Below are 25,760 nucleotides of genomic sequence, written 5' to 3' on the forward strand. Positions count from 1 at the left end.
ATCCATATATTTTATCACAAACCCTGCTTATGAACCAGTGTCATACAGAAAAAAGCGGCCGGGAATTTTCCGGGCCGCTCACTTTTCCTGTCTCCGTTGCGAAGATACATCCGATAATCCGCAACGAAGCCATATATCCTGAAACACCCTGCAGTCACAGCTGCAGAATGTCCTTTACAGTATTACAAGGAAGCAAATAGTTTAATTTTTGTCCGTTCTGCCTCGGATTTGACTTTTTCAATATCAATAGTCGTAAATTCTTTGTTCCGCAACAAAACTTTGCCATTGACCAGGACCGTATCGACATCCATGCTGTTAGCCGCATATGCCAGAAGCGACAGCATATCATGACGCGGATACCAGTGAAGGCCGCTGCGGTCTATGAGGGTAATATCAGCCTTATACCCCGTTTCCAGCCGGCCTATATCACGATAGCCCAGTGCTCTCGCTCCACCTTCGGTTAGCATCTGGACAGCTGTTTCCGCAGGAATGACCAGTGGATCCAGCGTATTGGCCTTATGTACCAGTACAGCCAGACGCATTTCTTCCATAATATCCAGATTATTATTGCTTGAGGCGCCATCGGTCCCGAGACCGACGACAATGCCTTTATCCAGCATCTTGTGAATCGGGGCAAAACCACTGGCCAGTTTCAAGTTGCTGCCCGGATTATGGGCAACACGGACGTGCTTCCTGGCCATGATATCCAGGTCATCATCGTCCACCCAGACACAATGAGCCGCCAAGCATCCCGTATCGAACAACCCCAGTTCGTCAAACCAGGCAATAGGCGATTTGCCGTACTGCTTTTTGATATTTTCCACTTCCCCTTTCGTTTCTGAAAGGTGGGTGTGGATTTCTGCTCCCAGTTCATGGGCCAGATCAACGACCCGGTGCAGATAGTCCGGCGTGTTCGTGTATGGCGCATGAGGGCCGAGCATGACCGTGATGCGGCCATCTCCTTTTTTATGCCAGTCCAGGAATAATTGTTTACTTTCTTTAAGCGCCGTTTCCGCGCTGGGCGTGATGCCCGTCATCCCCCGGGACAGGCAGGCCCGGATGCCCGATTCTTCAACGGCCCGTGCCGTATCGTCCATGAAGAAATACATATCTGCAAAACTCGTCGTGCCACAGCGGATCATTTCGGCAATCCCCAGCATGGTCTGAGCATAGACGACATCGCCGTCGAGGTGGTCTTCAGCTGGCCATATTTTATGTTGCAGCCAGTCCATGAGATCCATGTCGTCGGCATAGCTGCGGAACACCGTCATGGCAATATGATTATGAGCATTGACAAATCCTGGCAGAGCCAGCATATTGTGACCATCGATTACTTCGTCATAGGCACAGAATAATACGTCTTTATCCTTTGGGAAACCTGTGATTTTGTCATCGGTGATTTCGATGTTCTGGTGTTCGCTGACCGTATGATTCTGATATATGCCGACATTTTTAATCAGTGTCTTTTTCATCCCTGTCACAGCCCCCTTAGTCCAGATTGAGGTATTTCCGCTGTTCTTCCGACAACGTATCGATGGCATATCCCATAGAAGCTAACTTAATCTTGGCAATTTCCGTATCAATTTCATGAGGCAGGACATATACGTGATTTCCCAGTTCGCCATGATGTTCCAGGATATATTTGGCAGCCAGAGCCTGGACGGCAAAGGATAAATCCATGATTTCTGCCGGATGTCCGTCACCGGCAGCCAGGTTGACCAGACGTCCTTCAGCCAGAAGGTTGATAACATGGCCATTGGGAAGTTCATATCCTTCAATATTGTGGCGGGCTTCAAAATGACGTACCGCTAACGCTTCCAGTTCCGGCTTGTTGATTTCTACATCAAAGTGACCGGCATTGGCCAGAACGACACCGTCTTTCATGTTCTTCATATGTTCTCCGCGGATGACATCCTTATCACCCGTGAGGGTAACAAAAATATCCCCGACTTTTGCCGCTTCAGCCATAGGCATAACTTCAAACCCGTCAAAAACGGCTTCAATCGCTTTAATGGGATCGACTTCCGTAACAATGACATGGGCGCCCAGTCCCTTGGCACGCATGGCGCAGCCTTTGCCGCACCAGCCATAGCCGGCGACGACGACGCGCTTGCCGACGACGGTCAGATTGGTCGTGCGCATGATGCCGTCCCACGTAGACTGACCTGTGCCATAACGGTTGTCAAACAAATATTTGCAGTACGAATCGTTAGCCGCAATCATAGGGAATTTTAATGCCCCCGCTTTATCCAGACCGTGGAGGCGGTTGACCCCCGTCGTCGTTTCTTCCGTGCCGCCGAGAAGATGTTCCATCGCATCGGCCCGGGTCGTATGCAGGAGATGTACCTGATCGCCGCCATCATCGATGATGATGTCTGGATGGTGATCCAGAGATTTATTGAGGAAGCCGAAATATTCTTCATCCGTCGCACCGTACCAGGCATAGACAGTCAGCCCGTCTTCTACGAGCGCCGCCGCAACATCATCCTGTGTAGACAGGGGATTGCTGCCCGTAACGATGACATTAGCTCCGGCCCGGTGCAATACTTCGGCCAGGTAAGCCGTCTTGGCTTCCAGATGGACACTGACGCATATTGTCTTCCCCTTAAAGGTCTGGTCTTTCTTCAATTGATTGCCAATGGCATTTAATGCCGGCATATGCCGGTCTACCCAGCTGATTTTTTCATGACCACTTTTAGCAAGTGAGATGTCGCGAATAACAGATTCCATAATCATTAACCCTCTTTTCTAAAAAATGTCGCCAGGATAGCGTCATCCGGATGGTGGATGACGCCTTTTTCTGTGATAATACCTGTAATATAGTCATGAGGCGTAACGTCAAAGGCGGGGTTGAACACGTCTACGTCAGGACGTGTCGCCACGATGCCGCCCAGGCTGCGCACTTCATCATGATTCCGTTCTTCTATAGGGATAGCCGCCCCGTCGGGTATGGTCAGATCGAAAGTAGAAGCAGGCGCTGCTACATAAAAAGGAACATTGTGGGCACGGGCCAGGACAGCGACGCCATACGTGCCGATCTTATTGGCCGTATCGCCGTTGGCGGCAATGCGGTCCGCCCCGACGACGACGGCGTCGATTCCCTTTGTCTTCATGACCCAGGCTGCCATGTTATCAGTAATCAGTGTAACCGGGATATGGTCGTCCATGAGTTCGGTCACAGTCAGGCGTGCTCCCTGCAATAATGGTCTCGTTTCATCGGCATAGACCTGGCGGACAAGCCCCTGACTGTGCAGAGTACGGATAACCCCCAGGGCCGTACCGATTCCGGCTGTAGCCAATGCCCCGGCATTGCAATGAGTCAGGATCGTCAATGGCTGCCGGGATTTTCCCAACTCGCCGGCACCGTAACGGCCTATACGACGGTCCATTTCCGCATCATCCCGTTCAATAGTACAAGCACCTTGTTCCAGTAACTCCACCGTTTCTGCCACCGTATGAGAGGACAAAGCCCTTCTCGCCAGATTCATCTGCTGTTGTACGGCCCAGTGGAGATTGACTGCCGTAGGCCTGGCCCCGTCCAGTCCCCTTCCGGCTTCAGCCAGCCGGATTTCAAATTGTGTTTTATCCGGCTCATCGGCTGCAATATCCCGGGCGGCCAGAACCATGGCATAAGCAGCTGCTACCCCGATAGCAGGAGCTCCCCGGACGGCCAATATGCGGATGGCATCGCGTACTTCCTGCCAGCGTGTACAGCAGAGATATCGTTCTTCTCCCGGCAGCCGCGTCTGATCAAGCAGCTGCAGGGCGTGATGTTCCCAGGCTAATGTTTTCATCAGACAGAAAAACCTCCATAATCTTTCAGTGTATGACGGCATGAACAATCGCGGTCATCATACAAATCCACTGCACGCATGACCAGTCTGCGCAGGCGTTTTGAATTCTGCACCATTTTTTCGACCACCTCTGCATGGGTCAGCGGAACGGGTGAAATGCCGGCAGCGTAATTGGTGACCATCGAAATCGTCGCATAGCACATTTCTGCTTCCCGGGCCAGGCACACTTCCGGCACGTTGGTCATCCCCACGATATCGCCGCCCAGTTTATCAAACATCTTGATTTCTGCTGGCGTTTCAAACCGCGGTCCTTCCGTACAGACATAGGTCCCTGATGCATGGAGCGGGTAAGACAGTTCCTGGGCTGCCTGTACTACTGTTTCTCTCAGGGACGGACAATACGGCTCGGTCATATCGACGTGAACGACGCCGTTGCTGCCGCCATCAAAAAACGAACCGTGGCGGGAATGACTGGTAAAATCGATAAACTGGTCAGGAAGGACAAAATCATCTGGTTTATAGTCCCTGTTGATGGCCCCGACGGCAGTCGTGGATAAAATCGCCGTAACGCCCAGTTTCTTCAGCCCCAGGATATTGGCCCGGTAATTAATGAGATGGGGCGGGATGGAATGGTATTTGCCATGGCGTGCCAGAAAAATGATTTCTTTTCCTTTATACGTTCCCCGCGTGTAACGGATGGTCCCGTAATAATTTTCCATCTGCCCCGACGTCACATGGTCCAGCATTGTCGGGTCACAAAGTCCCGTTCCTCCGATAATAGCAATATGTCCCATACAATATCACGTCTCTTTCTGTTCAAACAGCGCCACCAGTTCATCGTGGCTGATGACATATCTGGCACCGCAGTACTGACAGGTCATCTCCACCTGCGGATCGTTCAATAACTCTTCCTTATCAGCCGGCCGCAATGACATGAGTACGTTTTTTATGCGGTCCCGTGAACACGTGCAACGCCAGGATAACGGCTGGCGATATAATTCCTTATAATGCATGCCACTCAGGATGATACCGGCCAGCTCTTCTCCATCAGGATGGCCGCTGAGATACGATGTAATCGGGCCGATACAGGTAATATTCGCTTCTACCCGTGCCAAATCCTCATCTCTGGCTCCCGGCAGAGCCTGAACCAGGAATCCACCCGATGCCGCAATGGAATAATCTCTGGCTACAAGTACGCCCAGGCTGATCGTCGAAGGGACCTGTTCCGATGTGAGGAGATAATAGGCCAGATCTTCGGCAATTTCCCCCGATACGAGTTCGGCCTGACTGGTATAAGTCATCTTTTCAGGCGTAAAGCGCGTCACCGAAAGCTGCCCATGCTGGCCCACGGCTCCGCTGACATCGAGTTTGCCATTCGCTTTAAGCGGGATATCCAGCTGCGGATGATCGACGTATCCTCTGACATAATGAGAATCAAAACAATCGGCATGGACGGCTCCCAGAGGACCGTCACCATTGAATTTCAGTGATACACCTTCATGATTCTTATAATCTCCCGCAAGAAGGACCGCACCAGTCATAGCCCGCCCCAGGGCAGCAGATGCTACGGGGGACAGATTGTGGCAGGTCCGGGCTTTCTGGGTAATCGTGCGCGTCACGGCGACAGAAACGCGAATCAGTTCGTCTGACGTATAATGTATAATTTTATCTTCCATTTGCATAAGTAACGTATCCTTTCTCCGTAATAAGGTACTTTATATTATACTATTCCGGTGCGGAAATTACTAGTCATCTCGCGAAGCAGGAATCCTCCTGTACATTGTCGAATAAAATATATACAGGAGATGCAGAGAGGAGGACTTTATATGACAGAAGAAACGAAAACCGCTGCCAAACCGGTGGAAACCAATCCGGTCCTGAAGCAGACCACAAAGAAAGAAGACGAAGAGACAAAGCTGGTGCTGGTCAATCCTGCCGGGGCTTCTGATGAGGAAGAAGATCCGGAAACTCCTTATCTGGCTTCAGATATGTACAAACGGGTAGTGACGTTAATCAATAAATTCGAGGAAGACCTGCCAGATGATCTGCAGGCTGGCGGCCGTCTCGTATCAGCCGGCAACATCACCTTTTCTATCCAGGATGTCGGCTATTGGGACCCGAACATGATTGTGTTCTACGGAGAACTGGAAGACGGGTCCCGCGTTGAACTGGTCCAGCACTTGTCCCAGCTGAACCTGCTGCTCGTGGCCGTCAAGCGTACCAACCCGGAAGAACCGCGCCGGGTCATCGGTTTTACGACAAGTCCGGAGCCGGATATCGAAGAAGATGACCACTGAGTCCGGCTGGCCAATCATTTCCATAAATAGTTAAAAACGCTGCACACGATGGATAGTCGTGTGCAGCGTTTTACTCTTATAATTCTTTAATGAGATTGACCATTTCAATAGCGCTGGTTGCCACGTCAAAGCCTTTATTACCAGCTTTTGTACCGGCCCGTTCGATGGCCTGTTCGATATTTTCCGTCGTAATGACGCCGAACAGGACAGGGACGCCCGTCTTGAGGCTGGCCTGGGCAATCCCTTTGGCAGCTTCGTTGCATACCAGATCATAATGGCTGGTGGCTCCGCGGATAACGGCTCCCAGGCAGATGACGGCATCGTATTTGCCCGATTCAGCCATTTTCTGGGCTATGAGGGGAATTTCAAAAGAACCGGGAACCCAGGCTGTCGTAATGTCATCATCGGATACACCATGACGTTTCAGCGCATCATAGGCCCCGCCGAGAAGACGGCTGCAGATGAATTCATTAAAACGAGCGACGACAATACCCACTTTAATACCAGAACCGATTAATTTACCTTCTTTTACTTGTACCATTTGTACCACTCTCCTAATATGTATGTAATATTCTATTTAGCGGATTAAAATCCATTTTCCAACAACATTTCCATCGTAACGCCTTTCGAGCTTTCTACGGGGCCTGTTTCCATAAAGCGATGAATGTATTTGCCGACGATATCCGTTTCCAGATTGACAATAGCACCGGGATGTTTACCCATCAGTGTCGTATGACTCATTGTATGGGGAATGATGGATACGGAAAACTGGCTGCTTCCGGCAGAAACGACAGTCAGGCTGATTCCATCAATGGTAATGGAACCTTTTTCTACGATAAAGGGTGCCATGTCCTTAGGAATGGAAATGGTGATAACCCGGGCAATCCCGTCGTTTTCTATACGCGACACATGGCCCGTTCCATCGATATGGCCGCTGACGATATGACCTCCCAGGCGGCCGCCGACCTGCATCGCCCGTTCCAGATTGACAGGAGAACCGGTACGCAGTTCACAGAAGGACGTCCGCCGCATCGTTTCGTGCATGACATCCGCCGTAAACGAAGTATCGTTCAGGGATGTCACAGTCAGGCAGACACCATTGACGGCAATGCTGTCGCCGATGCGTGTACCTTCCAGCACCGTGTGGGCTTCTATCGTAAGGACGATGGAGTCAGTGCGGCGGTCCATGGCACGGATTATCCCCAATTCCTCAATGATGCCAGTGAACATAGGCACCCTCCCTTTCTGTATTATAAGCTGTAATCAATATATTAGTATCTAACATTTTGACACTGTCATAGGAAAGAGGCATGCATTCAGCCAGATCGTCAACACCTTTCCCACCGACAGAGGGGAGCGACTGTGAACCGCCAATAACCTTATTTCCAACAAAAGCATATATCTTATCGACCAGTTTGTAATCAAAAAAACTCCCCTGTACGGTGCTGCCGCCTTCTACGAGAATACTGCGTATGCCCTCTTTCCACAACAGATTCACTGCCTGTACCAGGTCAATATGTCCTTCTCCTGTCAGCGGGGCCAGAATAACGCGGACGCCCAGTTCTTTCAGGCGGCGCATTTTATCTGTATGACACAATGTCGTCGTGACAACGATCGTATCGGTAGTCTTATCCGTTATGACCAGTGCCGTTTCCGGTATACGGCCGTGAGTATCCAGGACAATGCGCACGGGCTGGTGAGGCGCCTCCTGCTCTTTACGCTGTATGCGGCAGGTCAAAAGAGGATTGTCCGCCAGGATGGTATTAATGCCTACCAGGATTCCATCATAGATAGAGCGCAGATAATGGCCCTCCCGCCGCGCTTCTTCATTGGTAATCCACTGGGATTTACCTGTCCGCGAAGCAATACGGCCATCCAGGCTCTGGGCCAGTTTGGATGCGATAAATGGCTTTTCAACCATCATATTCTTGATAAATACTTCATTGAGCTGGGCGGCTTCGCGGGAAAGAAGTCCTACCTCCACGGGAATACCGGCCTGCCGTAAAATCGCAGCACCTTTTCCGGCGACGAGAGGATTGGGATCCAGCATGGCCATGACGACCTTTCCCACCTTTCTTTCTACCAGCGTCCGGGCGCAGGGAGGCGTCCGTCCATAATGAGCACACGGTTCCAACGTGACGTACACCGTAGCTCCTTCAGCCTGATCTCCCGCTTCCCGCAGTGCCCATACTTCTGCGTGAGGTGTACCGGCCTTGTGGTGATAGCCCCGTCCTACGATTTTACCGTCTTTGACAATCACACAGCCTACAGCCGGGTTTGGGGATGTATACCCCAGTGCCAGTCTGGCCAGAGACAGGGCTTCCTGCATATATTCTATCGGTTCCAAGATTGTCCTTCCTTTCCTGTCACAGAAACAAAAAAGGCCATCGGTACACATACATACCAATAGCCTTTTTGAGCACACTAAATAAACACGTCCGTGCTGTCTTTTCCCATCCAGACTATACTGTCGGTACCGAAATCCCATCGGTTCAGCTCCCATAAGGAGTTAGCGGACTCTACCGCCGGTCAGGAATTGAAAGCGTCGCTTTCTCACCTTGCCCCAAAGACTATTTCTATTCAGTTCTTTCATACAAAAGACATTTTACCATAATAAAATGCGAAATACAAGCACTGCCTGCGTTCAGCGCAGGGCCGCAATAGCTGCCGTCCGGTCTTTGGCACCAAAGACAGCGCTGCCGGCTACGAGGAAATCAGCCCCCGCTTCCCTGACAGCCTGAACGGTCTTGCTATTGACACCACCATCGACTTCAATGACGGCTGTCGTATTGCCGCTCTTCGTCAGGAGCGATCGGGCCGCCCGGATTTTATCCAGCGTATACGGGATAAATTTCTGCCCGCCAAAACCGGGATTGACACTCATGATAAGGATCATATCGACCATTCCGGCCACGCATTCCAGAGAAGAGACGGGGGTCGCCGGATTGAGTGCTGCACCGGCCTTCATACCGGCTTCGTGAATCTGCTGGATGACCCGGTCCAGATGGATACAGGCTTCCTGATGGACCGTAACATACGTGACGCCCGCTTTCTTCAGGCCATCAATATACGTTTCCGGATGTTCTACCATGAGATGGGCATCAAAGGGCGTCGACGTATACTTGCGCAGGCTGGAAATCACGGGGACACCGAAGGTCAGGTTGGGCACAAAATGCCCATCCATCAAATCGAGATGAATATAATCGGCGCCGCCTTTTTCAACGTCTTTGACTTCATCGGCCAGGCGGGCAAAATCGGCAGATAAAATGGACGGACAAATAGCTACCATGCAAATCGTTTCCTTTCCAGAATGGACTCTAAAATCTTGCAATACGTTTCATATCGTTCTTTTCTTATCTTTCCCTCTGCTACGGCATGTTTGACGCAGCAATCCGGTTCATGATAATGGAGGCATGAATTGAACCGGCAGGTACCGGTGTATGGCATCATATCAGGGAACAGCTGTATCAGTTCCCGGGGTTCCAGATTTTCAAATTCCAGAGAACTGAATCCCGGCGTATCGACGACATACGTATGGTCATCCATGCAGAGTATCTCTGAGTGACGTGTCGTATGGCGGCCTCGCTTGATCTTTTCACTTACCTGACCGACAGACAAATCCCGTCCGAGGATCCGCGATAACAGGCTGGATTTCCCTACACCGGACGGGCCGCCAAAAGCCGTTATCTTCTGGGGCAGGAGCCGGAGAAGCGCGTCGATGCCTTCCCCTGTCCGGGCCGATACGAGGTACACGTCGTACCCGCAGTCCTGATAAAAAGACTGATACTGTTCTGCCTTTTCCCGGTCCAAATCGCACTTATTAAAGCAGAGCTTGGGATGGATGCCGGCGTACTCACACGTCATGAGCATCTTATCCACCAGGAACTGGTTCGGATCCGGTGACTGGGCTGCCATGATGATGAACATCTGGTCTATATTGGCCACAGCCGGGCGCCGGAGTGCATTAGACCGCGGCAGGACGGCTTCGATGACCCCTTTGTGGTCATCGACCATAGTCAGAGACAGCCGGTCTCCTACGAGTATCTTCGCTTTCAGCTTCCCTCTGCGCCGGCATTCCACCAATTCCTGGTCTCCTGTATCGACGTAATAAAAACCATTGTAATTTTTGATGACCCGGCCTGTTGTCATAATCCTCCTCTGCCCTGTGGCGCTTTAAATGTACTGGTCCTGAACCAGTGAATTATTGATATATACCTTAACTCTCGTCCGGCCTGTACCGCTGACGCTCTTACTGATACTATCCCCGCCAGACTGGTTCCGGTCATAGACGACACGGGATCCGTTGTCATCACTGACGACAATCTGGACATGCTGACTGGAAGCACCGGATGGAACGCTGATATTGACCATGCCCGTATGAGTCGTTCCGGCCTGTTCCTGATTGTTGGCATTGGGATCAGCTGCCGGTGCCGCCGACGGATATTCGACAGACAAATCGACAGAATCCCCCTGCTGGGACTGACTGGTGACTTTAGCCTGGCTCTGGTCTTTCGAGCTGTCGAGATTAGAAATATTACCTACATTATAACCGGCATCCTGCAAGGCTTTGATGGCCGCATCGAGACTCATGCCAGACGTATCGGGCAGTGCCTTGGACGGTTTTGTTTCATCACTGTTCTTGCGGCAGATCACGAGGTTGATTTTCGTTCCCTTTTCTACTTTATCAGGTGATTTGGGATTCTGGCTGATGATATGGCCGTTTTCGACAGAATCACTGGATTCATACTTGACCTTGCCGATGGAAAGACCGATTTCTTTCAGAATCTTTTCTGCCTCATCCATCGTCAGCCCTTTCAGGTCCGGAATCAGGACTTCTTCTCCCTTATTGCCCTTGCTGACCGTCAGATGGATTGTCCGCTGGGCTTTGACGACAGCACCGCCTGACGGCGTCTGGCTGATGACCTCACCAATCGGCACATCTGAACTTTCGACTTCCTTGACAGACACATCGAGATTTTTCTTCTTCAATATATTCTTGGCAATTTCTACCTGTTTCCCTGTCACATCAGGAACGGTGATATTTTCTGTACTCCAGAAATTACCGAAGGAGAAAAAGGCCCAGGCGAAAGTCGCTACAAATACAATCATCATTCCAATGACGATAGATTTTTTGGAATGATTGCTGATAGAATCGACGAACCGGGCAAAAAAGCCTTTTCTTTTGGGTTCCTGCCGGTCCTTCATCGGCTGTATTTTCTGCGTATTGAAATTGTTTTTAATAATAGGCGGTGCGCCTTTGGCTTTATTCGTATTGACAAATCCCTGGGCCATGCGCAGTTCCGACATCATTTCCGTTACGGACTGAAACCGGTCGTCAGGATTTTTGGCCATGGCCTTCAGAATGCATCGTTCTACCAGCTGGGGAATCCGGCGGTTGTATTTACTTGGCAGCGGGATATCATCCTGCACATGCTGCAGAGCCACACTGATTGCCGTGTCTCCTTCAAAAGGAACGACACCGGTCATCATTTCATACATGACGACGCCAAGAGAATAAATATCCGTCCGTTCATCGATTTTTCCACCACTGGCCTGTTCAGGTGAAAAATAATGGACCGATCCCAGAACCGAGTTATCCCCTTTGTTGGTCGCACTGGAATTAATCGCTCTGGCAATGCCAAAATCGGCCACTTTGATTCGTCCCGTTTCTGTCACCAGGATATTGTGCGGTTTGATATCACAGTGGACAATTCCGTTCGCATGGGCATGCTCCAATGCTTCACCAATGTCGAAGGTAATCTGGATTGACGTATTGATTGGCAGATGGCCGTGCTTTTCAATATATTCTTTCAGTGTTTCACCGCGCACGTATTCCATGACAATATAATGCGCGTTTTCGTCGTAGCCGACGTCGTATATATTTACAATATTGGGATGGGATAATTTAGCTGCCGCCTGGGCTTCCTGACGGAAGCGCACGACGAAATCATGGTCGCTGGCATATTTGCTATGCAGGACTTTGACCGCAACAATCCGGTCCAGGAGAATATCCTGTGCCTTGTACACGCTGGCCATGCCGCCGCTACCCACTTTTTCCAATATCTTATATCGATTGTCTAAGATATGACCAATCATTTCTGATTTCCACCACTTTCATAGCAGGTATCTGTTCATTCAACGGTTTTAAGTACAGCTGTCACATTATCTTTTGCACCGTTTTCATAAACACGGTCAAATAACGTATTAATGATTTCCCGTTCACTGAGTGCTGTATTTCCCAGTGCCTCGCATAATTCTTCCTGACTGACAAAAGAGGTTAATCCGTCGGAACAAAGGAGCAGGCGGTCCCCATGATGTATCTGGAAAATACCGCTGTCAACTAACAAATTACGGTCAACGCCGACGGCACGGGTAAGGACATGCCGTTTCGGATGACTTTCAGCTTCTTCTTCGGTAATCTTTCCTTTTTCCAACAAGACCTGTACAATCGTATGGTCTTTGGAAATCTGCTGTAATTTATGATCATGGTACAGATAAATCCGGCTGTCGCCGACATGTGCCCAGAAAGCCCGTTCACCCGATAAGGTCACTAACGATACGGTCGTCCCCATTCCTTTCAGCGACGGATCAATCATGGTCTTGCTAAGAATGCAGGAATTAGCATATTGAACGGCTTTTTCCAATTGTACGGGAGCTGTAAATGTGTAATTTTCAAAATAATAGGCAATCGCTTTAACAGCCGTTTTACTGGCTATCTCACCACCTACGTACCCGCCCATGCCATCGGCAACGGCCAATACATCCTGATCAGCACTGATATAGTATGAATCTTCATTCACTTTGCGCACCAGGCCTATTTTAGATTCACCATATGTTCCCAAACTCTCACGTCCTCTCGACGGTGCGTATAGACTATGCTCCTATAATACATAGCATATCTGAAGAATACTGTCAATCGCTTCTTACGTATTCAGATGTTTTATGCGCAGCTGCCCGCAGGCCGCCTGGATTTTACTGCCCATTTCATGGCGCAGCGTAACTGACAAGCCATGATGCTGCAGCGTTTCTACAAAATCCCGCATGGCCTTCTGACCCGGCCGGTATAATCCTACATCATAATTATCATTGATAGGGATTGCATTAATCAATATATTTTTCCCGCCCAGGAGCTCAATCAGTTTCCGGGCACAGTTTGGATTACAATTGACGTCTTTGATCAGGATATATTCAAAAGTAACCTTCCGTCCTGTTTCCTGGAAATAATGATCCGCTGCCTCCAGTACCTGTTTCAAGGGGTATCTTTCTGCAATAGGCATGATTTTCCGGCGAAGTTCATCCGTCGGCGCATGGAGAGACACGGCCAGAGTAATCGGCATCTCTTCGGCTGCCAGGTCGTACATACGGGGAACGATGCCCGATGTCGAAAGAGTCATATTGCGGTATCCCAGATAGAACGTATTTTTTTCATGAATGAGGCGCATGAATTTAATGACGGCATCATAGTTGAGAAGGGGCTCACCGGTTCCCATGAGTACGATGGAATGGAGATCTGACGTTACATATTTCCGGAATGCCAGGAGCTGGGATATCATTTCCCCAGTCGTCAGATTCCGGACAAATCCGTTTTTGGCCGAGGCACAGAAAGCACAGTTTACGGCACACCCCACCTGGGATGACAGACAGATGGAATTCCCATAGGGATGACGCATGAGCACGGTTTCTACTGTATGGCCATCAAAAAGGCGCAGCAGCAGTTTGACCGTTCCATCCGGTGCTTCCAGCCGGGATACGACTTCCGGAATATAGAGCGGTGCTTTCTCCTGAAGATAGTCCCGGTCTTTTTGCGGAAGCAGGCGCATATCCTGCCACTTCCATATATTTTCCTTATACAGATAATGAAAAATCTGGCTGGCCCGGAACGGCTTCATGCCATTATCTTCCAAAAAATGACGCAATTCTTGTTCAGTCATACTCAAAATATCAGTCACGATGTCCTTCCTTTCTCAGACGGGCAATAAAGAATCCATCGAGTTCATCCTTCTGTGGCAGGAGCTGGATAAAAGGGCCAGGCTGGCTGAGTCCGCAGAGGTTTCCCAAATTCTCGGTCTTAAACTCCTGATGAGCCTGCAGAAACTGCTGGATGACCTGACTGTTTTCCCCATCGTTCATCGTACAGGTACTGTATACGAGAACACCACCGGGGCGGACACAGGCAGCGGCACTTTCCAGAATGCGGCTCTGAAGTACAGGCAGTTTTTGTAAATCCTCTGCCCGTTTCCGCCAGCGCAAATCCAGCTTGCGGCGCAGGACACCCAGACCGGAACAGGGAGCATCTACCAGTACCCGGTCCGCTTTTTCCCTATACTTGTCTCCAATGGTACAGGCATCCTGCAGCAATGTCCGCACATTCGTAAGATGCAGTGCGCGTGCATTGCTTTCGATGAGTTTCAGCTTATGTTCGTAAATATCACAGCCATAGACGGTCGTATCGGGGCCGGCAAGAGCTGCTATATGGGTCGTCTTGCCACCGGGCGCCGCACAGACATCAAAAATGACTTCATGGGGCTGCGGATCCAGTGCGTGGGCGACGAGCTGGGACGGCTCGTCCTGTATCAAAGCCAGTCCATCGTGGATTTCCTGCAAAGACTGTATGCCCGGATTATCCTTGAGATAAATGCCTTCCGGTGAAAACGAAGCCGCCACGGCCTGCAATCCCCGCTTCGAAAGCTGCTGCAGCAGTTCATCACGGCTGATACGCTGTGTATTCGTCCGCAGACACAGGTCAGGAATGGAATCGAAGTACTGACAAATACGTACCGTGTCATCTGTACCATAATCATGAATCCATTTCTTTACCAGCCATACGGGCTGATGATAGGTCAGAGACAGATGAAGCGGTGCATTTTCAGAAAAATCCGGAATCTGGAATTCTAAGCGGCGGCGTATGCTGTTCCGTAACAGGGCATTGACAAAGCCGGCCATGCCGCGGTTGCCAAAGCGCCGTGCCATCTTGACGGCTTCGTTGCAGGCCGCCGATTCGGGAATCTTTGACATACGGAAAATCTGATACAACCCCATGCGCAGGATAACCAGGCAAACCGGGTCGAGCTTATTGATCGTACGGGAACTCAGTTTTCCAATGATCCAGTCCAGATAATTCAGACAGCGGACGGTCCCATAGACCAGTTCCGTATAAAAGCGGCGGTCCCTGTCATTCATATCTCCTTTCTGAATCGTGCGGGAGACGACGATATTACTATATCCGTCATCTTTGCATATAGTGAGTAAACTGTGAAAAGCTGTTTCGCGTACGTTCATAATTCTCTCCTGTCAGTCGTTCTAAAAACCGGCACAATGCCGATACATCTACATGGGTATTAAAACATGGTCCATAAGGCCTTTCATTTAAGAGGCCTAAAACAGGTAAGGGAAGGACATCTTCCATACCGCTGATGAGGTCCCGTTCGCAGGCAATAGCCACGATGGCCTTTGGGCGCAGTGCACAGACGAGCTGTCTGGCCTGCGTACCGCCTGAGGCAACGGCCAGATGGGCGCCAGATCTGCGGGAAAGGTCAAGCAGACTCCCAATCGTACAATGGCCGCATTGCCGGCAATTATCTACACGGCGCGTTATTTTGTGGGGACATTGATCCCATTGCAGACAATGAGGCGCCAGAACCAATATACGTTCTGCCGGGATATGCAGATTTTGTTTCAACACAAGTCCGTTCAGAAACTGTATATACGAGCGGGCCAGAACATGTTTCCGCTGTTTCGTCCCGGCCAGATGGCGCATCATGGGATACAGAAATCTAATATATTGCATGACGGTCCGCCGAACCGGTGCCGGCTGTTTCCACGACGTAAAGACCAGAAGCAGAAGCAGCGGGAACGGCAGTAAAAATCCCCATACGAGGAGTCCAAAGACGAGATTTACTGCCATGGCCGGCAAATAATAAGCCAGTCCAGGCCTCATCACCGTCCATAGCAGCCATAAACAGAGGGCTGTCGCGACGGCTGCCAATGCGGCATAGACTAGAAAAAAAGTCGTCCCCTTGTCCATATAACGCATATCTCCTTACAACATGGTGCCAGCAGTCAGATGGCAGCCTTGCAGGAACTGGGCCGTCGCCATCCGTTTACGGCTTTCCGGCTGCACTTCCCGTATGCACAGGGCATCGCGTCCGGTCTGCACGGTAATAGATGTCTTTGTGACCTCAATGATCGTGCCCGGTTCCGCTTCCGTCCCCGGTACGACGTCGGCTGCCCATATTTTCAGGCGGTGTCCTTCGTGAAGGACATAGGCGCCAGGATGGGGATCCAGCGTCCGTATGAGCCGTTCAATGACGACGGCCGGCTGGGAAAAATCAATCTGAGTCATTTCTTTCGTAATCTTGGCGGTATAGGTCGCCTTAGATTCGTCCTGGCTCTGTGCCGCCGCTTCATAGGCGGGCAGGTCTTTTAGTACCGGAATCAGCGTTTCCGCACCGATAACAGACAGTTTATCAAACAGAGTACCGGTCGTTTCCTTGGCATCGAGGACTATTTCTGATTTTTTCAACACCTTCCCCGTATCCATGCCTTCATCGAGCATCATGATCGTAACGCCGCTGGTCCGGACGCCATCTTTAATAGCATACTGGATAGGCGCTGCTCCTCTATATGCCGGCAGCAGAGAACCATGCACGTTCAGACAGCCATACCGGGGAATGTCGAGAATCGCCTTGGGAAGGATTTTGCCATACGCAATGACGACGATGACATCGGGCTGAAGATCTGCCAGCGCCGCAATGACATCGGGATTCTTCAGGGACTGCGGCTGAAACACGGGAATCCCCAGTTTTTCAGCGCATTCTTTGACAGGCGAAGACGATACTTTCTTACCACGTCCCCGCTGCTTGTCCGGCTGTGTGTAGACAGCCTGGATGGTAAACCCGGCAGCGTGAATCGCTTTCAGCGACGGGACAGAAAAATCGGGTGTACCCATAAAAACAATACGTAATGATTTCATTATTCTTCTACTTTCCGCAAATTCGTTGCTTTTTCAATAAACAGTGTTCCTACGAGATGATCCATTTCATGCTGGAAAATCCGGGCCAGGAATCCTTCCGGTTCATACACGATGACTTTGCCATGGCGATTCAGGGCCCTCACCTTGATGCGCTGGCTACGCTTTACATCGCCATAATACCCGGGAACGCTGAGGCAGCCTTCGGGGCCATCCTGCAATTCTTCTGATGCTTCCAGTAATTCCGGGTTGATGAGTTCGATGAGGCCGTTCCCGTCGTCGAGAACAATCATCTGCAAAGACTTGCCAATCTGTGGAGCCGCCAGCCCTACGCCTTCTGCTTCATACATGGTTTCCGCCATGTCATTGAGTAACCGTTTTGTATTTTTAGTAATAGTCTTGACCGGAGATGCCGTTTCTTTTAAAATCGGAGCACCCGCTTTGACAATTTTTAATAGTGCCATAATACCCACCTCAATAGATAATAAAAATGCAAGTATGTTGCTGATAAAAAACATTCGTATTCATTATAACAGTTTTCTTTTGAAAGGAACAGGCTTTTCAGCCCATGCTGTCTACATCGAGAATGACTCCGGGACGCCAGAATTCCCGCTGCGCGCGGATAAAGTCTTTGACGGCCGTCAGATCCGGGCCTTTCAATAAAATAACAATGCGGTACTTATTCCGTACTTTCTTGATTATATCGACGAAGGGCCCGATGACGGCCGTATCACTGCCGCTTTCCGTATGCCAGTTCTGCAGCAAAAGAGCCAGCGTATTGCCTGTATCCCATAGGGCCTTTTCATTTTCATCAGTAATGACGATTTTCAATATCTGATGAAATGGCGGATACAACAGTTCCTTCCGGTATTGTATTTCCTGTGCATAAAAGGCTGCATAATCCTGCCGCTCTGCACATTGGATAACGTAATGTTCCGGTGCGTAGGTCTGCATGACGACCCGTCCGGGAATCGTACCGCGCCCGGCACGGCCGGCAGCCTGGGTCAGCAGCTGGAAGGTCCGTTCCCCAGCCCAGTAAGCCGGCAGGTTGAGCAGGCTGTCCGCAGCCAGTATCCCCACGGCGCTGACATCGGCAAAGTCATGCCCCTTGGCGACCATCTGGGTCCCCAGTAAAATATCGTATTCATGACGGCGGAATGCCTCGATGATGTGATCACCACTGTTTTTGCGTGTCGTCGTATCCTGATCCAGGCGGACGATCCGGGCATGAGGAAATTGTTCACGAAGCTGTTCTTCTACTTTTTCCGTCCCCGTCCCAAAAAATTTGATATATTTGCTGCCACATTCCGGACACCGCAGAGGAACCGGCTTTTCCGCATCACAATAATGGCATCGCAGCTGATCTTGTTGTTTGTGATACACCATAGCGACATCACAGGTGTCACATTTGACAACATAGCCGCATTTACGGCACATGACGAAAGTAGAAAAGCCACGGCGGTTCAACAAGATGATCGCCTGCTGCTTCTGCTGTAGTGTTTCCTGCAAAAGATCTGTCATGGCATCTGATAGCACATGGCGGTTTCCACGGGCCAATTCTTCCCGCATATCGACGACCTGTACAGACGGCAGAGGCCGGTTAAGCACACGCTGCGTTAATTCCAGAAGGACGTACTGACCAGTCTGTGTCCGATAATAATCGGCAATAGACGGCGTCGCGCTGCCTAAGAGGACAGGACAGCCGTAATAAGAAGCCCGTCTGCGTGCCACTTCTACGGCATGATAACGGGGAGCCTCTTCCTGTTTGTAAGAGCTGTCGTGCTCTTCATCGACGATGACCAGTCCCAGAGAACGGACTGCCGTAAAGACAGCCGAACGGGCGCCGATACAGATATGACTTTCCCCATTTGCCATACGCAGCCAGTTATTCCGCCGCTCCCCCTTGGACAGCTGACTGTGCATAACGACGACATCATTGCCGAAGCGGCGGATGAAACGGCGTACAATCTGTCCGGTCAGGGCGATTTCCGGAACGAGGACGAGAACCTGTCCTCCTTTTTGCAGCACGTCTTCGGTCAGCTGCATGTACACTTCCGTCTTACCACTGCCTGTAACGCCGTGAAGGACATAGGTGCGGCCGCCTGCATCATTCCGCACGGCATCAACGGCCCGCTGCTGTTCTTCTGTGAGCCTGAAAGGAACATCTCCTTCGAGTGGATGCGTCAGGTCCACCGTATGGCTCAGCTTTTCTTCCATCGTAGCACAACCGCTCTGACACAGATGCAGCAGAACGTCCCGCGAATAGCCCTTCCCGATCCAGTACGAGAAAGGGGCAGACCGGATTTGTTTCAGCTGCGCCAGTAAAGCGGCCTGACGGGGACGCCGCTTCAGGATACCCGTCGTATCATCGGACTGGAAAACCAGCCATTTTTCCATCTTATCGGCAATCTGATTCTGGAGATAATCCTCCTGGTCCAGCTGATGCTGTCTGACCATCTCCTCGACGCAATCGGCGGAAAATTGACGGCACACCTGCTTTTTTTCCGCCTTTCCGCGTACGTCCACATAGGCCGCTACGGCTCTTTCTTCTTCTGTTACAGGGAGCACAGGACCAGTCTTAAGGTATACGCGCCGGATAATTCCCTTTTTTTCTATCATGAAAAGCCGCAGCGCATCAGCCAGTCCACATAAGTAATACTGGCTGATCCATACGGCCGTCTGAATCATTTCTTCCTGGAACCCGGCCTGCGATGACAACAGGGCCAGGATGGGTTTCAGCTGATACTGCCGGTCACTGTCCCGTTCTTCCCGTACAGCCAGCACGATTCCCTCTTCCCGCCGTGGGCCGAACGGGACGAGGACACGGGAACCGATACGTACGGAAAGACCATCGGGAATCGTATAGGAAAAAGTCTGTTGTACTTGTTTGGCCGTTATATTGATAATAATATCGGCTACCATATGGGTACACTCCTTTCCATATCTGCCCATCTTTCCAGAATCAGCGGATAAACTGGCTGAACACATAATTTCCATAAGCCAGCCCCAGACTAGTGAGACGGCAGCCGCCTTCTTTCCGTTCCAACAATCCCTGTTTCACCAGTTTATCAACAACCTTGCCAAAGACGGATTCCATTGGGACACCAAACCGGCGGGCAAAGTCATCGTATGCAATGCCATCGCGCATACGCAGTGCGAGGAAACAGTAGTCTTCCTGGGCCCGATTCACATCTATAACGACGGATTCCGCCAGGACAGACTGTCTTCCGGCATAGCGGATATACTGAGGAATGTTGGATATATGGGCAGACCGCACATGTCCATCAAAGGAATGGGCCGAAACGCCGAATCCCAGGTACGGCACATACGTCCAGTACTTGACATTATGCCGGGACCGCCGTCCCGGACGGGCATAACTGGAAATCTCATAATGATCGAAGCCGTATCTTTTAAAAACCTGATGTACCACGGATGCCATTTTCTCCACCTGATCATCCGGTGGTAATGATACCATACCGGTGGTTACATCATGATAGAGACACGTCCCGGGTTCCAGAATGAGACTGTATACGGAAGCATGGCATAGAGGAAGCCGTAAAAGCTGTGACAGGTCATCGGCTGCCATCTGCACAGTCTGTCCGGGAAGGCCATACATCAAATCGGCAGACAGATTATCAAATCCCGCCCAGGCCGCATTCTCCACCGCTTCGACGGCCTGGCGGGATGAGTGGATCCGTCCCAGAGAGCGCAAAAGCTGTGGCTGAAAACTCTGGACACCGATGCTCAGCCGGTTAATGCCCAACTCATGAAGGCTTTTCAAGTACTCTCTGCCGAGACTATCCGGATTGCCCTCCAAGGTAATCTCTGCATGGGAATCGACGGCAAAATGCTGTGTCACAGCCTGCAGAATTGATGCAATCTGGGGTATTTTCAAAAGTGACGGTGTGCCACCGCCAAAATAAATCGTATCGACAGCAAGGCCCTCCCGGGGGGAAGTGCTGATTTCCCGGCAGAGGGCCTCCGTATAAGCCGGTATATACGATTCTACGCCGCCATAAGAAGGAAAATCGCAATACCGGCACTTATGACGGCAGAACGGAATATGGATATACAGACCAATCATTATTTTTCATCTACCTGTAATACGGCCATAAAGGCTTCCTGAGGGATTTCTACACTGCCAACCTGCTTCATGCGCTTCTTCCCTTCTTTCTGTTTTTCCAGAAGTTTGCGCTTACGGGAAATGTCCCCGCCATAGCATTTGGCCAGTACGTCTTTGCGCAGAGCCGCCACGTTTTCCCGGGCAATGATCTTATTGCCGATAGCCGCCTGGATAGGAATCTGGAAGAGCTGCCGCGGTATGAGACTGCGGAGCTTTTCTACCAGAGCCCGGCCACGGCGGGCTGCAAATTCTTTATGCACGATGACACTCAGTGCATCGACTACTTCCCCGTTGATCAGGATATCCATTTTGACCATGGGCGATGCCTGATAGCCATTGAGTTCATAATCCAGCGAAGCATATCCCCGTGTCGAAGACTTCAGGGTGTCAAAATAGTCATACAATATTTCACACAACGGCAGATTGTACACAACGGAAACCCGTGTTTCATCGAGGTAATCCATGGTCAGATACTGACCCCGCCGGTTCTGGGAAATTTCCATGACCGTCCCTACCATATCTTTCGGGATGATGATGGTCGTCTTGACAAAGGGTTCTTCAATATGATCGATTTTCGTCATATCCGGCATAAGGGACGGATTATCGACAGCGACCATCGTGCCATCTGTGCAGTACACATGATAGATAACAGACGGAGCTGTCGTAATCAGAGATAATCCGTATTCCCGTTCCAGCCGTTCCTTGACGACATCCATGTGGAGGAGTCCCAGGAAGCCACAGCGGAAGCCAAAGCCCAGAGCCGTCGATGTTTCCGGTTCAAATAACAGGGCCGCATCATTGAGGTGCAGCTTTTCCAATGCATCGCGCAGATTGTCATAATCATTGGTTTCCACCGGATAGAGGCCGCAATACACCATAGGTGTCGCCTTGCGGTATCCCGGCAGCGGTTCCGATGCCGGACAATCTGCCAGCGTGACCGTATCACCGACACGACAGTCGCGGACATTTTTCATGCTCGCCGCCAGATAGCCGACGCTGCCACATTCAAGAGAGGCCACGGGGTGCATCTGGGGAATGAAGACACCCGTTTCTGTCACTTCAAATTCCATGCCGCTGGACATCATGCGGATCCGGTCCCCAGTCTTGAGACTGCCTTCCATAATGCGGATGTTGGCAATGGCTCCTTTATAGGAATCGAAATGAGAATCGAAAATCAGGGCCCGCAGCGGCTTGTCCGGTGCATCTTCCGGTGCGGGAATCCGCTGTACGATAGCTTCCAGCACCTTATCGACCCCGAATCCAGTCTTGGCACTGACTTCGATAGCATCACTGGCATCGAGGCCGATGACATCTTCTATTTCCTTTCGAACCCGTTCAGGATCTGCACTGGGAAGGTCGATTTTATTGATGATTGGGATGATTTCCAGGTCATGTTCCAGAGCCAGATACACGTTAGCCAGAGTCTGCGCTTCTACGCCCTGCGTCGCATCGACAATCAGGAGAGCCCCGTCGCACGCCGCCAGACTGCGGGATACTTCATAATTGAAATCGACATGCCCCGGTGTGTCAATGAGATTCAGGGTATACTGATGGCCATCTTGGGCATCATAAATCAGCCGGGCCGACTGGGCCTTGATGGTTATGCCCCGTTCCCGTTCCAGGTCCATCGTATCGAGGAGCTGGTCTTCCATTTCCCTTTTGGATACTGTACCGGTCATTTCCAGCAGCCGGTCTGCCAGCGTCGATTTACCATGGTCAATATGTGCAATAATAGAAAAATTACGGATATATTTAGTTGCCACGTTCATTACTCCTCTAGCATTAAATAATGACACCACCGCCAAGAACCCGTTCCCCCGATTCCCGGTCATACAATACTAGTGCCTGTCCAGCCGTTACAGCCCGCTGCGGCGTGTCAAATACGACGCGCATAGCATCCTTGCCGGGGTACACCATGCAAGGAGATTCCTTGGCCGCGTAACGTATCTTTCCTAATGCTGCAAACGGCCCTTCCGGCCGTCCTTCCACCCATGAGAGGTCCCGGGCCATCACTTCTGTACGGAATAAATCTGCTTCCGAACCGACGATGACCTGATTGCGTTTCACATCGAGTGCGACAACATAATACGGACCTCCGGGGCCACCGAGATGCAGGCCGCGGCGCTGGCCGATGGTATAACAAGGAATTCCCTGATGACGGCCGATGACTTGACCGCGGACATCGACAAAATTTCCGGGTTTAAAACATTTTGGGACCCGTTTTTTTAAGAAACCTTTATAATCATTATCAGGGATAAAACATATATCCTGACTTTCCGGTTTATTAAAAACAGGCAGGCCAAATTTTTTTGCCAGTTCCCGTGTCTGTACTTTTTCCAGTTCCGCCATGGGAAATAAAATATGGGGCAGCAAATCCTGTGTCAGCTGATACAGGACGTATGACTGGTCTTTCCGCCGGTCCGTCCCCCGCAGCAGTTCATAGACGCCGCGTTGTTCATTATGCCTGATACGGGCATAATGGCCCGTCGCCAGATACTGGGCGCCAAATTGCTGAGCCTGCTGCCATAACAGGCCAAATTTAATGAATTTATTACAGGCAATGCAGGGATTGGGAGTCTGCCCTTTTACATAGGACTGGACAAAATAATCAATGACATCGTCGCGGAATAACTTCCTGTAATCCAAGGTATAATGGGGAATGCCAATGACAGAAGCCACTGCTTTGGCATCATCAACGGCAGATAAAGAACAGCAGGAATGGACATTTTCGACTGCCGGACAGGACGGATCCTCTTCCCATAAACGCAGCGTAATGCCAATGACATCATAGCCCTGTTCCTTTAAGAGCGCTGCCGTTACAGAACTATCTACTCCACCGCTCATAGCAACGGCGACACATTTCGTCATAATCTTTCTCCTTTTCTAAGAGATCTGGTAATATCCTGAATCGCTTGTATCACCGTATAAATCTCTTCTGTTGTATTTTCCGGACCAAAGGACATGCGGATACTGCTGCGGAGCCATTTCTCACCGACGCCCATAGCCATCAGTACATGGGAAGGTTCGACTGCCCCGGCTTCACATGCTGATCCTGCTGACACAGCAATGCCCTGCCGGTCCAGGGCAATCAGAAGAACCGGGCTTTCCATGCCGTCTACACTAAAATCTATAATATTGGGCAAAGACTGGGACAAATTGCCATTCAGGTGCAACAAGTCATTGCCTTCGATAAGGCCGTGGTAAACCAGATCTTTCACTATACGGACTTTTTGAATCCGTTCCGGCCGTTCCTTTTCCAGAAGAGCCGCCGCCATGCCAAATCCGACGATTCCGGCTACATTTTCCGTCCCTGCACGCAGACGATGTTCCTGTGGTCCTCCATAAGCCTCCGAGGCCAGCTGCAGCCCTTTGCGGATATATAGAGCTCCTATGCCTTTAGGACCGTATATTTTATGGCTGCAGACGGTTAGCAGATCGACGCCGTCTTCTATAGGATGTACGGGAAGGTAACCAAAGGCCTGTACGGCATCGACATGAAATGCGATTCCGCGTTCTCTGGCTATGGCTCCCAGTTCCTGTACAGGCTGAATCGTGCCTGTCTCATTGTTGGCGTACATGATAGAAATGAGGACCGTATCGGGACGGATTGCCTGCCGTAACGTTTCAGGAGAGACACGGCCGTCGCAATCCACCGGAAGTATCGTCAGTGCATATCCTTCACGTTCCAGCGCCCTGAACGTATTCAAAACGGCCTGGTGCTCCACAGCTGATGTAATCAGGTGCCCGCCCTGGGGATAATTGGCCCGCAGATAGCCCCGTATGGCCAGATTATCCGCTTCCGTACCGCCACTAGTAAATACAACATCACCGGAGGCCACTCCCAGACAATGGGCAAGCTGCTGCCGCGCCTGTTGTACAGCCGCACGGGCCTGCTGCCCAAAATAATGCAGACTAGACGGATTCCCATATTGGTTTGTCAGATACGGCATCATGGCCTCCAGCACCCTCCGATCCAGAGGGGTAGCCGCTGCATGATCCAGATAAATACGTTCCATCATTGCGTCAACTCCATTTTAAGCCTATTTTATATAATACCATATATAGATACGTGTTGCCAGTAAAAATATAGCAAGAACCTGCGTTTCCGGTCTTGAAATAATTTTTAGTTCGTGATATTATATGAAAGTACGTTATATGACATGCGCCTATAGCTCAGGGGATAGAGCACCGGTCTCCGGAACCGGGTGCGAAGGTTCGAATCCTTCTAGGCGCACCACTAACAAGTAAGCGGTTTCTCAATGATGAGGAACCGCTTACTTGTTACTTTGCCGCTTATTATTTTCCATAATATATACTGTGAGTCTAAAAGTAACTCCGTCCTGCCCGGCGTACACCTATACCGGGCGCACAAAAAAACCGCTGTCCCGTCAGGCAACAGCGGTTTTTTACTTTATACAATCAGATCAGATTGGCAATGAAGCTGAAAGACATCAATGCAGCTACGGCAATCAGCAGTTTTACGTTCGTATTCATCTGTTTCACCATCCTAAAGGACACGACAATCAAGGCAATTATATATTAAAGAAGATTAGCAACAAAACTAAAAGACATCAGTG

General features: G+C 50.5%; 23 protein-coding genes, 1 tRNA gene and 1 riboswitch. Of the genes, 2 read left to right on the top strand and 22 right to left on the bottom strand.

Going from position 1 to position 25,760, the window contains the following annotated elements; all coding sequences use genetic code 11:
- Positions 1 to 182: 182 nt before the first annotated feature.
- Genes ACGTIC_RS09580 through hslO form a run of 5 tightly spaced genes read right to left on the bottom strand, consistent with a single transcriptional unit; the run spans position 183 to position 5,476 of the window.
- On the bottom strand, positions 183 to 1,472 hold the full coding sequence (locus ACGTIC_RS09580; protein WP_059075894.1) for an amidohydrolase: 1,290 nt from the start codon (positions 1,470 to 1,472) through the stop codon (positions 183 to 185).
- Positions 1,473 to 1,488: 16 nt separating this feature from the next.
- Positions 1,489 to 2,730, bottom strand: coding sequence for an adenosylhomocysteinase (locus tag ACGTIC_RS09585; RefSeq protein ID WP_059075935.1), 1,242 nt, complete (start codon positions 2,728 to 2,730; stop codon positions 1,489 to 1,491).
- A 5-nt stretch (positions 2,731 to 2,735) separates the two neighbouring features.
- Complete coding sequence (mtnA, locus tag ACGTIC_RS09590) at positions 2,736 to 3,794, bottom strand: S-methyl-5-thioribose-1-phosphate isomerase (protein WP_113855796.1); 1,059 nt, start codon at positions 3,792 to 3,794, stop codon at positions 2,736 to 2,738.
- Complete coding sequence (mtnP, locus tag ACGTIC_RS09595; RefSeq protein ID WP_059075892.1) at positions 3,794 to 4,588, bottom strand: S-methyl-5'-thioadenosine phosphorylase; 795 nt, start codon at positions 4,586 to 4,588, stop codon at positions 3,794 to 3,796. The genes mtnA and mtnP overlap by 1 nt, the downstream gene beginning before the upstream one ends.
- Before the next feature lie 6 nt (positions 4,589 to 4,594).
- Entirely contained in the window at positions 4,595 to 5,476 is an 882-nt protein-coding gene (hslO, locus tag ACGTIC_RS09600) for an Hsp33 family molecular chaperone HslO (RefSeq protein WP_075581107.1), read from the bottom strand.
- A gap of 144 nt (positions 5,477 to 5,620) precedes the next feature.
- Here hslO and ACGTIC_RS09605 point away from each other — a divergent pair, with 144 nt between their 5' ends.
- A complete protein-coding gene (locus ACGTIC_RS09605) occupies positions 5,621 to 6,091 on the top strand; it encodes a DUF6173 family protein (protein ID WP_240937093.1) in 471 nt (156 codons plus the stop codon).
- Positions 6,092 to 6,167: 76 nt separating this feature from the next.
- On the opposite strand, the gene ribE is transcribed toward ACGTIC_RS09605, so the two are convergent.
- The 17 genes from ribE to ACGTIC_RS09690 all read right to left on the bottom strand — a co-directional run bounded on the left by ribE (position 6,168) and on the right by ACGTIC_RS09690 (position 25,202).
- Entirely contained in the window at positions 6,168 to 6,632 is a 465-nt protein-coding gene (ribE, locus tag ACGTIC_RS09610; RefSeq protein ID WP_059075890.1) for a 6,7-dimethyl-8-ribityllumazine synthase, read from the bottom strand.
- A gap of 44 nt (positions 6,633 to 6,676) precedes the next feature.
- Positions 6,677 to 7,321, bottom strand: coding sequence for a riboflavin synthase (locus tag ACGTIC_RS09615; protein ID WP_113855795.1), 645 nt, complete (start codon positions 7,319 to 7,321; stop codon positions 6,677 to 6,679).
- Entirely contained in the window at positions 7,302 to 8,438 is a 1,137-nt protein-coding gene (gene ribD, locus ACGTIC_RS09620) for a bifunctional diaminohydroxyphosphoribosylaminopyrimidine deaminase/5-amino-6-(5-phosphoribosylamino)uracil reductase RibD (RefSeq protein WP_059075888.1), read from the bottom strand. The genes ACGTIC_RS09615 and ribD overlap by 20 nt, the downstream gene beginning before the upstream one ends.
- Positions 8,439 to 8,532: 94 nt before the next feature.
- Positions 8,533 to 8,666: riboswitch (FMN riboswitch) on the bottom strand.
- Positions 8,667 to 8,735: 69 nt separating this feature from the next.
- Complete coding sequence (gene rpe, locus ACGTIC_RS09625; RefSeq protein WP_113855794.1) at positions 8,736 to 9,380, bottom strand: ribulose-phosphate 3-epimerase; 645 nt, start codon at positions 9,378 to 9,380, stop codon at positions 8,736 to 8,738.
- Positions 9,374 to 10,240 carry a ribosome small subunit-dependent GTPase A gene (gene rsgA, locus ACGTIC_RS09630; RefSeq protein WP_059075886.1) on the bottom strand — a complete coding sequence of 289 codons (867 nt, stop codon included), beginning with the start codon at positions 10,238 to 10,240 and terminating at the stop codon, positions 9,374 to 9,376. The genes rpe and rsgA overlap by 7 nt, the downstream gene beginning before the upstream one ends.
- Before the next feature lie 24 nt (positions 10,241 to 10,264).
- Positions 10,265 to 12,187: a Stk1 family PASTA domain-containing Ser/Thr kinase gene (gene pknB, locus ACGTIC_RS09635; protein ID WP_059075885.1), complete on the bottom strand. Its 1,923-nt coding sequence runs from the start codon at positions 12,185 to 12,187 to the stop codon at positions 10,265 to 10,267.
- A gap of 35 nt (positions 12,188 to 12,222) precedes the next feature.
- Entirely contained in the window at positions 12,223 to 12,933 is a 711-nt protein-coding gene (locus tag ACGTIC_RS09640) for a Stp1/IreP family PP2C-type Ser/Thr phosphatase (protein WP_113855793.1), read from the bottom strand.
- A gap of 81 nt (positions 12,934 to 13,014) precedes the next feature.
- Complete coding sequence (rlmN, locus tag ACGTIC_RS09645) at positions 13,015 to 14,040, bottom strand: 23S rRNA (adenine(2503)-C(2))-methyltransferase RlmN (protein WP_113855792.1); 1,026 nt, start codon at positions 14,038 to 14,040, stop codon at positions 13,015 to 13,017.
- The gene (gene rsmB / locus ACGTIC_RS09650) at positions 14,033 to 15,370 is read right to left on the bottom strand and encodes a 16S rRNA (cytosine(967)-C(5))-methyltransferase RsmB (protein ID WP_113855791.1); all 1,338 of its coding nucleotides are present in this window, start codon (positions 15,368 to 15,370) and stop codon (positions 14,033 to 14,035) included. Before rsmB ends, rlmN begins: the two co-directional genes overlap by 8 nt.
- Positions 15,318 to 16,115 carry a DUF116 domain-containing protein gene (locus ACGTIC_RS09655; RefSeq protein ID WP_113855790.1) on the bottom strand — a complete coding sequence of 266 codons (798 nt, stop codon included), beginning with the start codon at positions 16,113 to 16,115 and terminating at the stop codon, positions 15,318 to 15,320. The genes rsmB and ACGTIC_RS09655 overlap by 53 nt, the downstream gene beginning before the upstream one ends.
- Before the next feature lie 15 nt (positions 16,116 to 16,130).
- Complete coding sequence (gene fmt, locus ACGTIC_RS09660) at positions 16,131 to 17,063, bottom strand: methionyl-tRNA formyltransferase (protein WP_113855789.1); 933 nt, start codon at positions 17,061 to 17,063, stop codon at positions 16,131 to 16,133.
- Complete coding sequence (gene def, locus ACGTIC_RS09665) at positions 17,063 to 17,524, bottom strand: peptide deformylase (protein WP_059075879.1); 462 nt, start codon at positions 17,522 to 17,524, stop codon at positions 17,063 to 17,065. The genes fmt and def overlap by 1 nt, the downstream gene beginning before the upstream one ends.
- A 97-nt stretch (positions 17,525 to 17,621) precedes the next feature.
- Positions 17,622 to 19,982 carry a primosomal protein N' gene (gene priA / locus ACGTIC_RS09670; RefSeq protein WP_113855788.1) on the bottom strand — a complete coding sequence of 787 codons (2,361 nt, stop codon included), beginning with the start codon at positions 19,980 to 19,982 and terminating at the stop codon, positions 17,622 to 17,624.
- Between the two features lie 40 nt (positions 19,983 to 20,022).
- Positions 20,023 to 21,144 (bottom strand): radical SAM family heme chaperone HemW, encoded by a 1,122-nt coding sequence (hemW, locus tag ACGTIC_RS09675; protein WP_257536501.1) that lies wholly within the window; start codon positions 21,142 to 21,144, stop codon positions 20,023 to 20,025.
- Complete coding sequence (gene lepA / locus ACGTIC_RS09680; RefSeq protein WP_059075876.1) at positions 21,144 to 22,946, bottom strand: translation elongation factor 4; 1,803 nt, start codon at positions 22,944 to 22,946, stop codon at positions 21,144 to 21,146. Before lepA ends, hemW begins: the two co-directional genes overlap by 1 nt.
- 19 nt (positions 22,947 to 22,965) lie before the next feature.
- Entirely contained in the window at positions 22,966 to 24,051 is a 1,086-nt protein-coding gene (gene mnmA, locus ACGTIC_RS09685) for a tRNA 2-thiouridine(34) synthase MnmA (RefSeq protein WP_059075875.1), read from the bottom strand.
- On the bottom strand, positions 24,048 to 25,202 hold the full coding sequence (locus ACGTIC_RS09690) for a cysteine desulfurase family protein (RefSeq protein WP_257536500.1): 1,155 nt from the start codon (positions 25,200 to 25,202) through the stop codon (positions 24,048 to 24,050). Before ACGTIC_RS09690 ends, mnmA begins: the two co-directional genes overlap by 4 nt.
- A gap of 143 nt (positions 25,203 to 25,345) precedes the next feature.
- Between ACGTIC_RS09690 and ACGTIC_RS09695 the strand changes: the two genes are divergently transcribed.
- Positions 25,346 to 25,420, top strand: a tRNA-Arg gene (locus tag ACGTIC_RS09695).
- Positions 25,421 to 25,760 lie beyond the last annotated feature (340 nt).

The sequence above is a fragment of the Megasphaera hexanoica genome, from assembly GCF_043520715.1.
In the GTDB taxonomy this organism is placed as follows: Bacteria; Bacillota; Negativicutes; order Veillonellales; family Megasphaeraceae; genus Megasphaera; species Megasphaera hexanoica.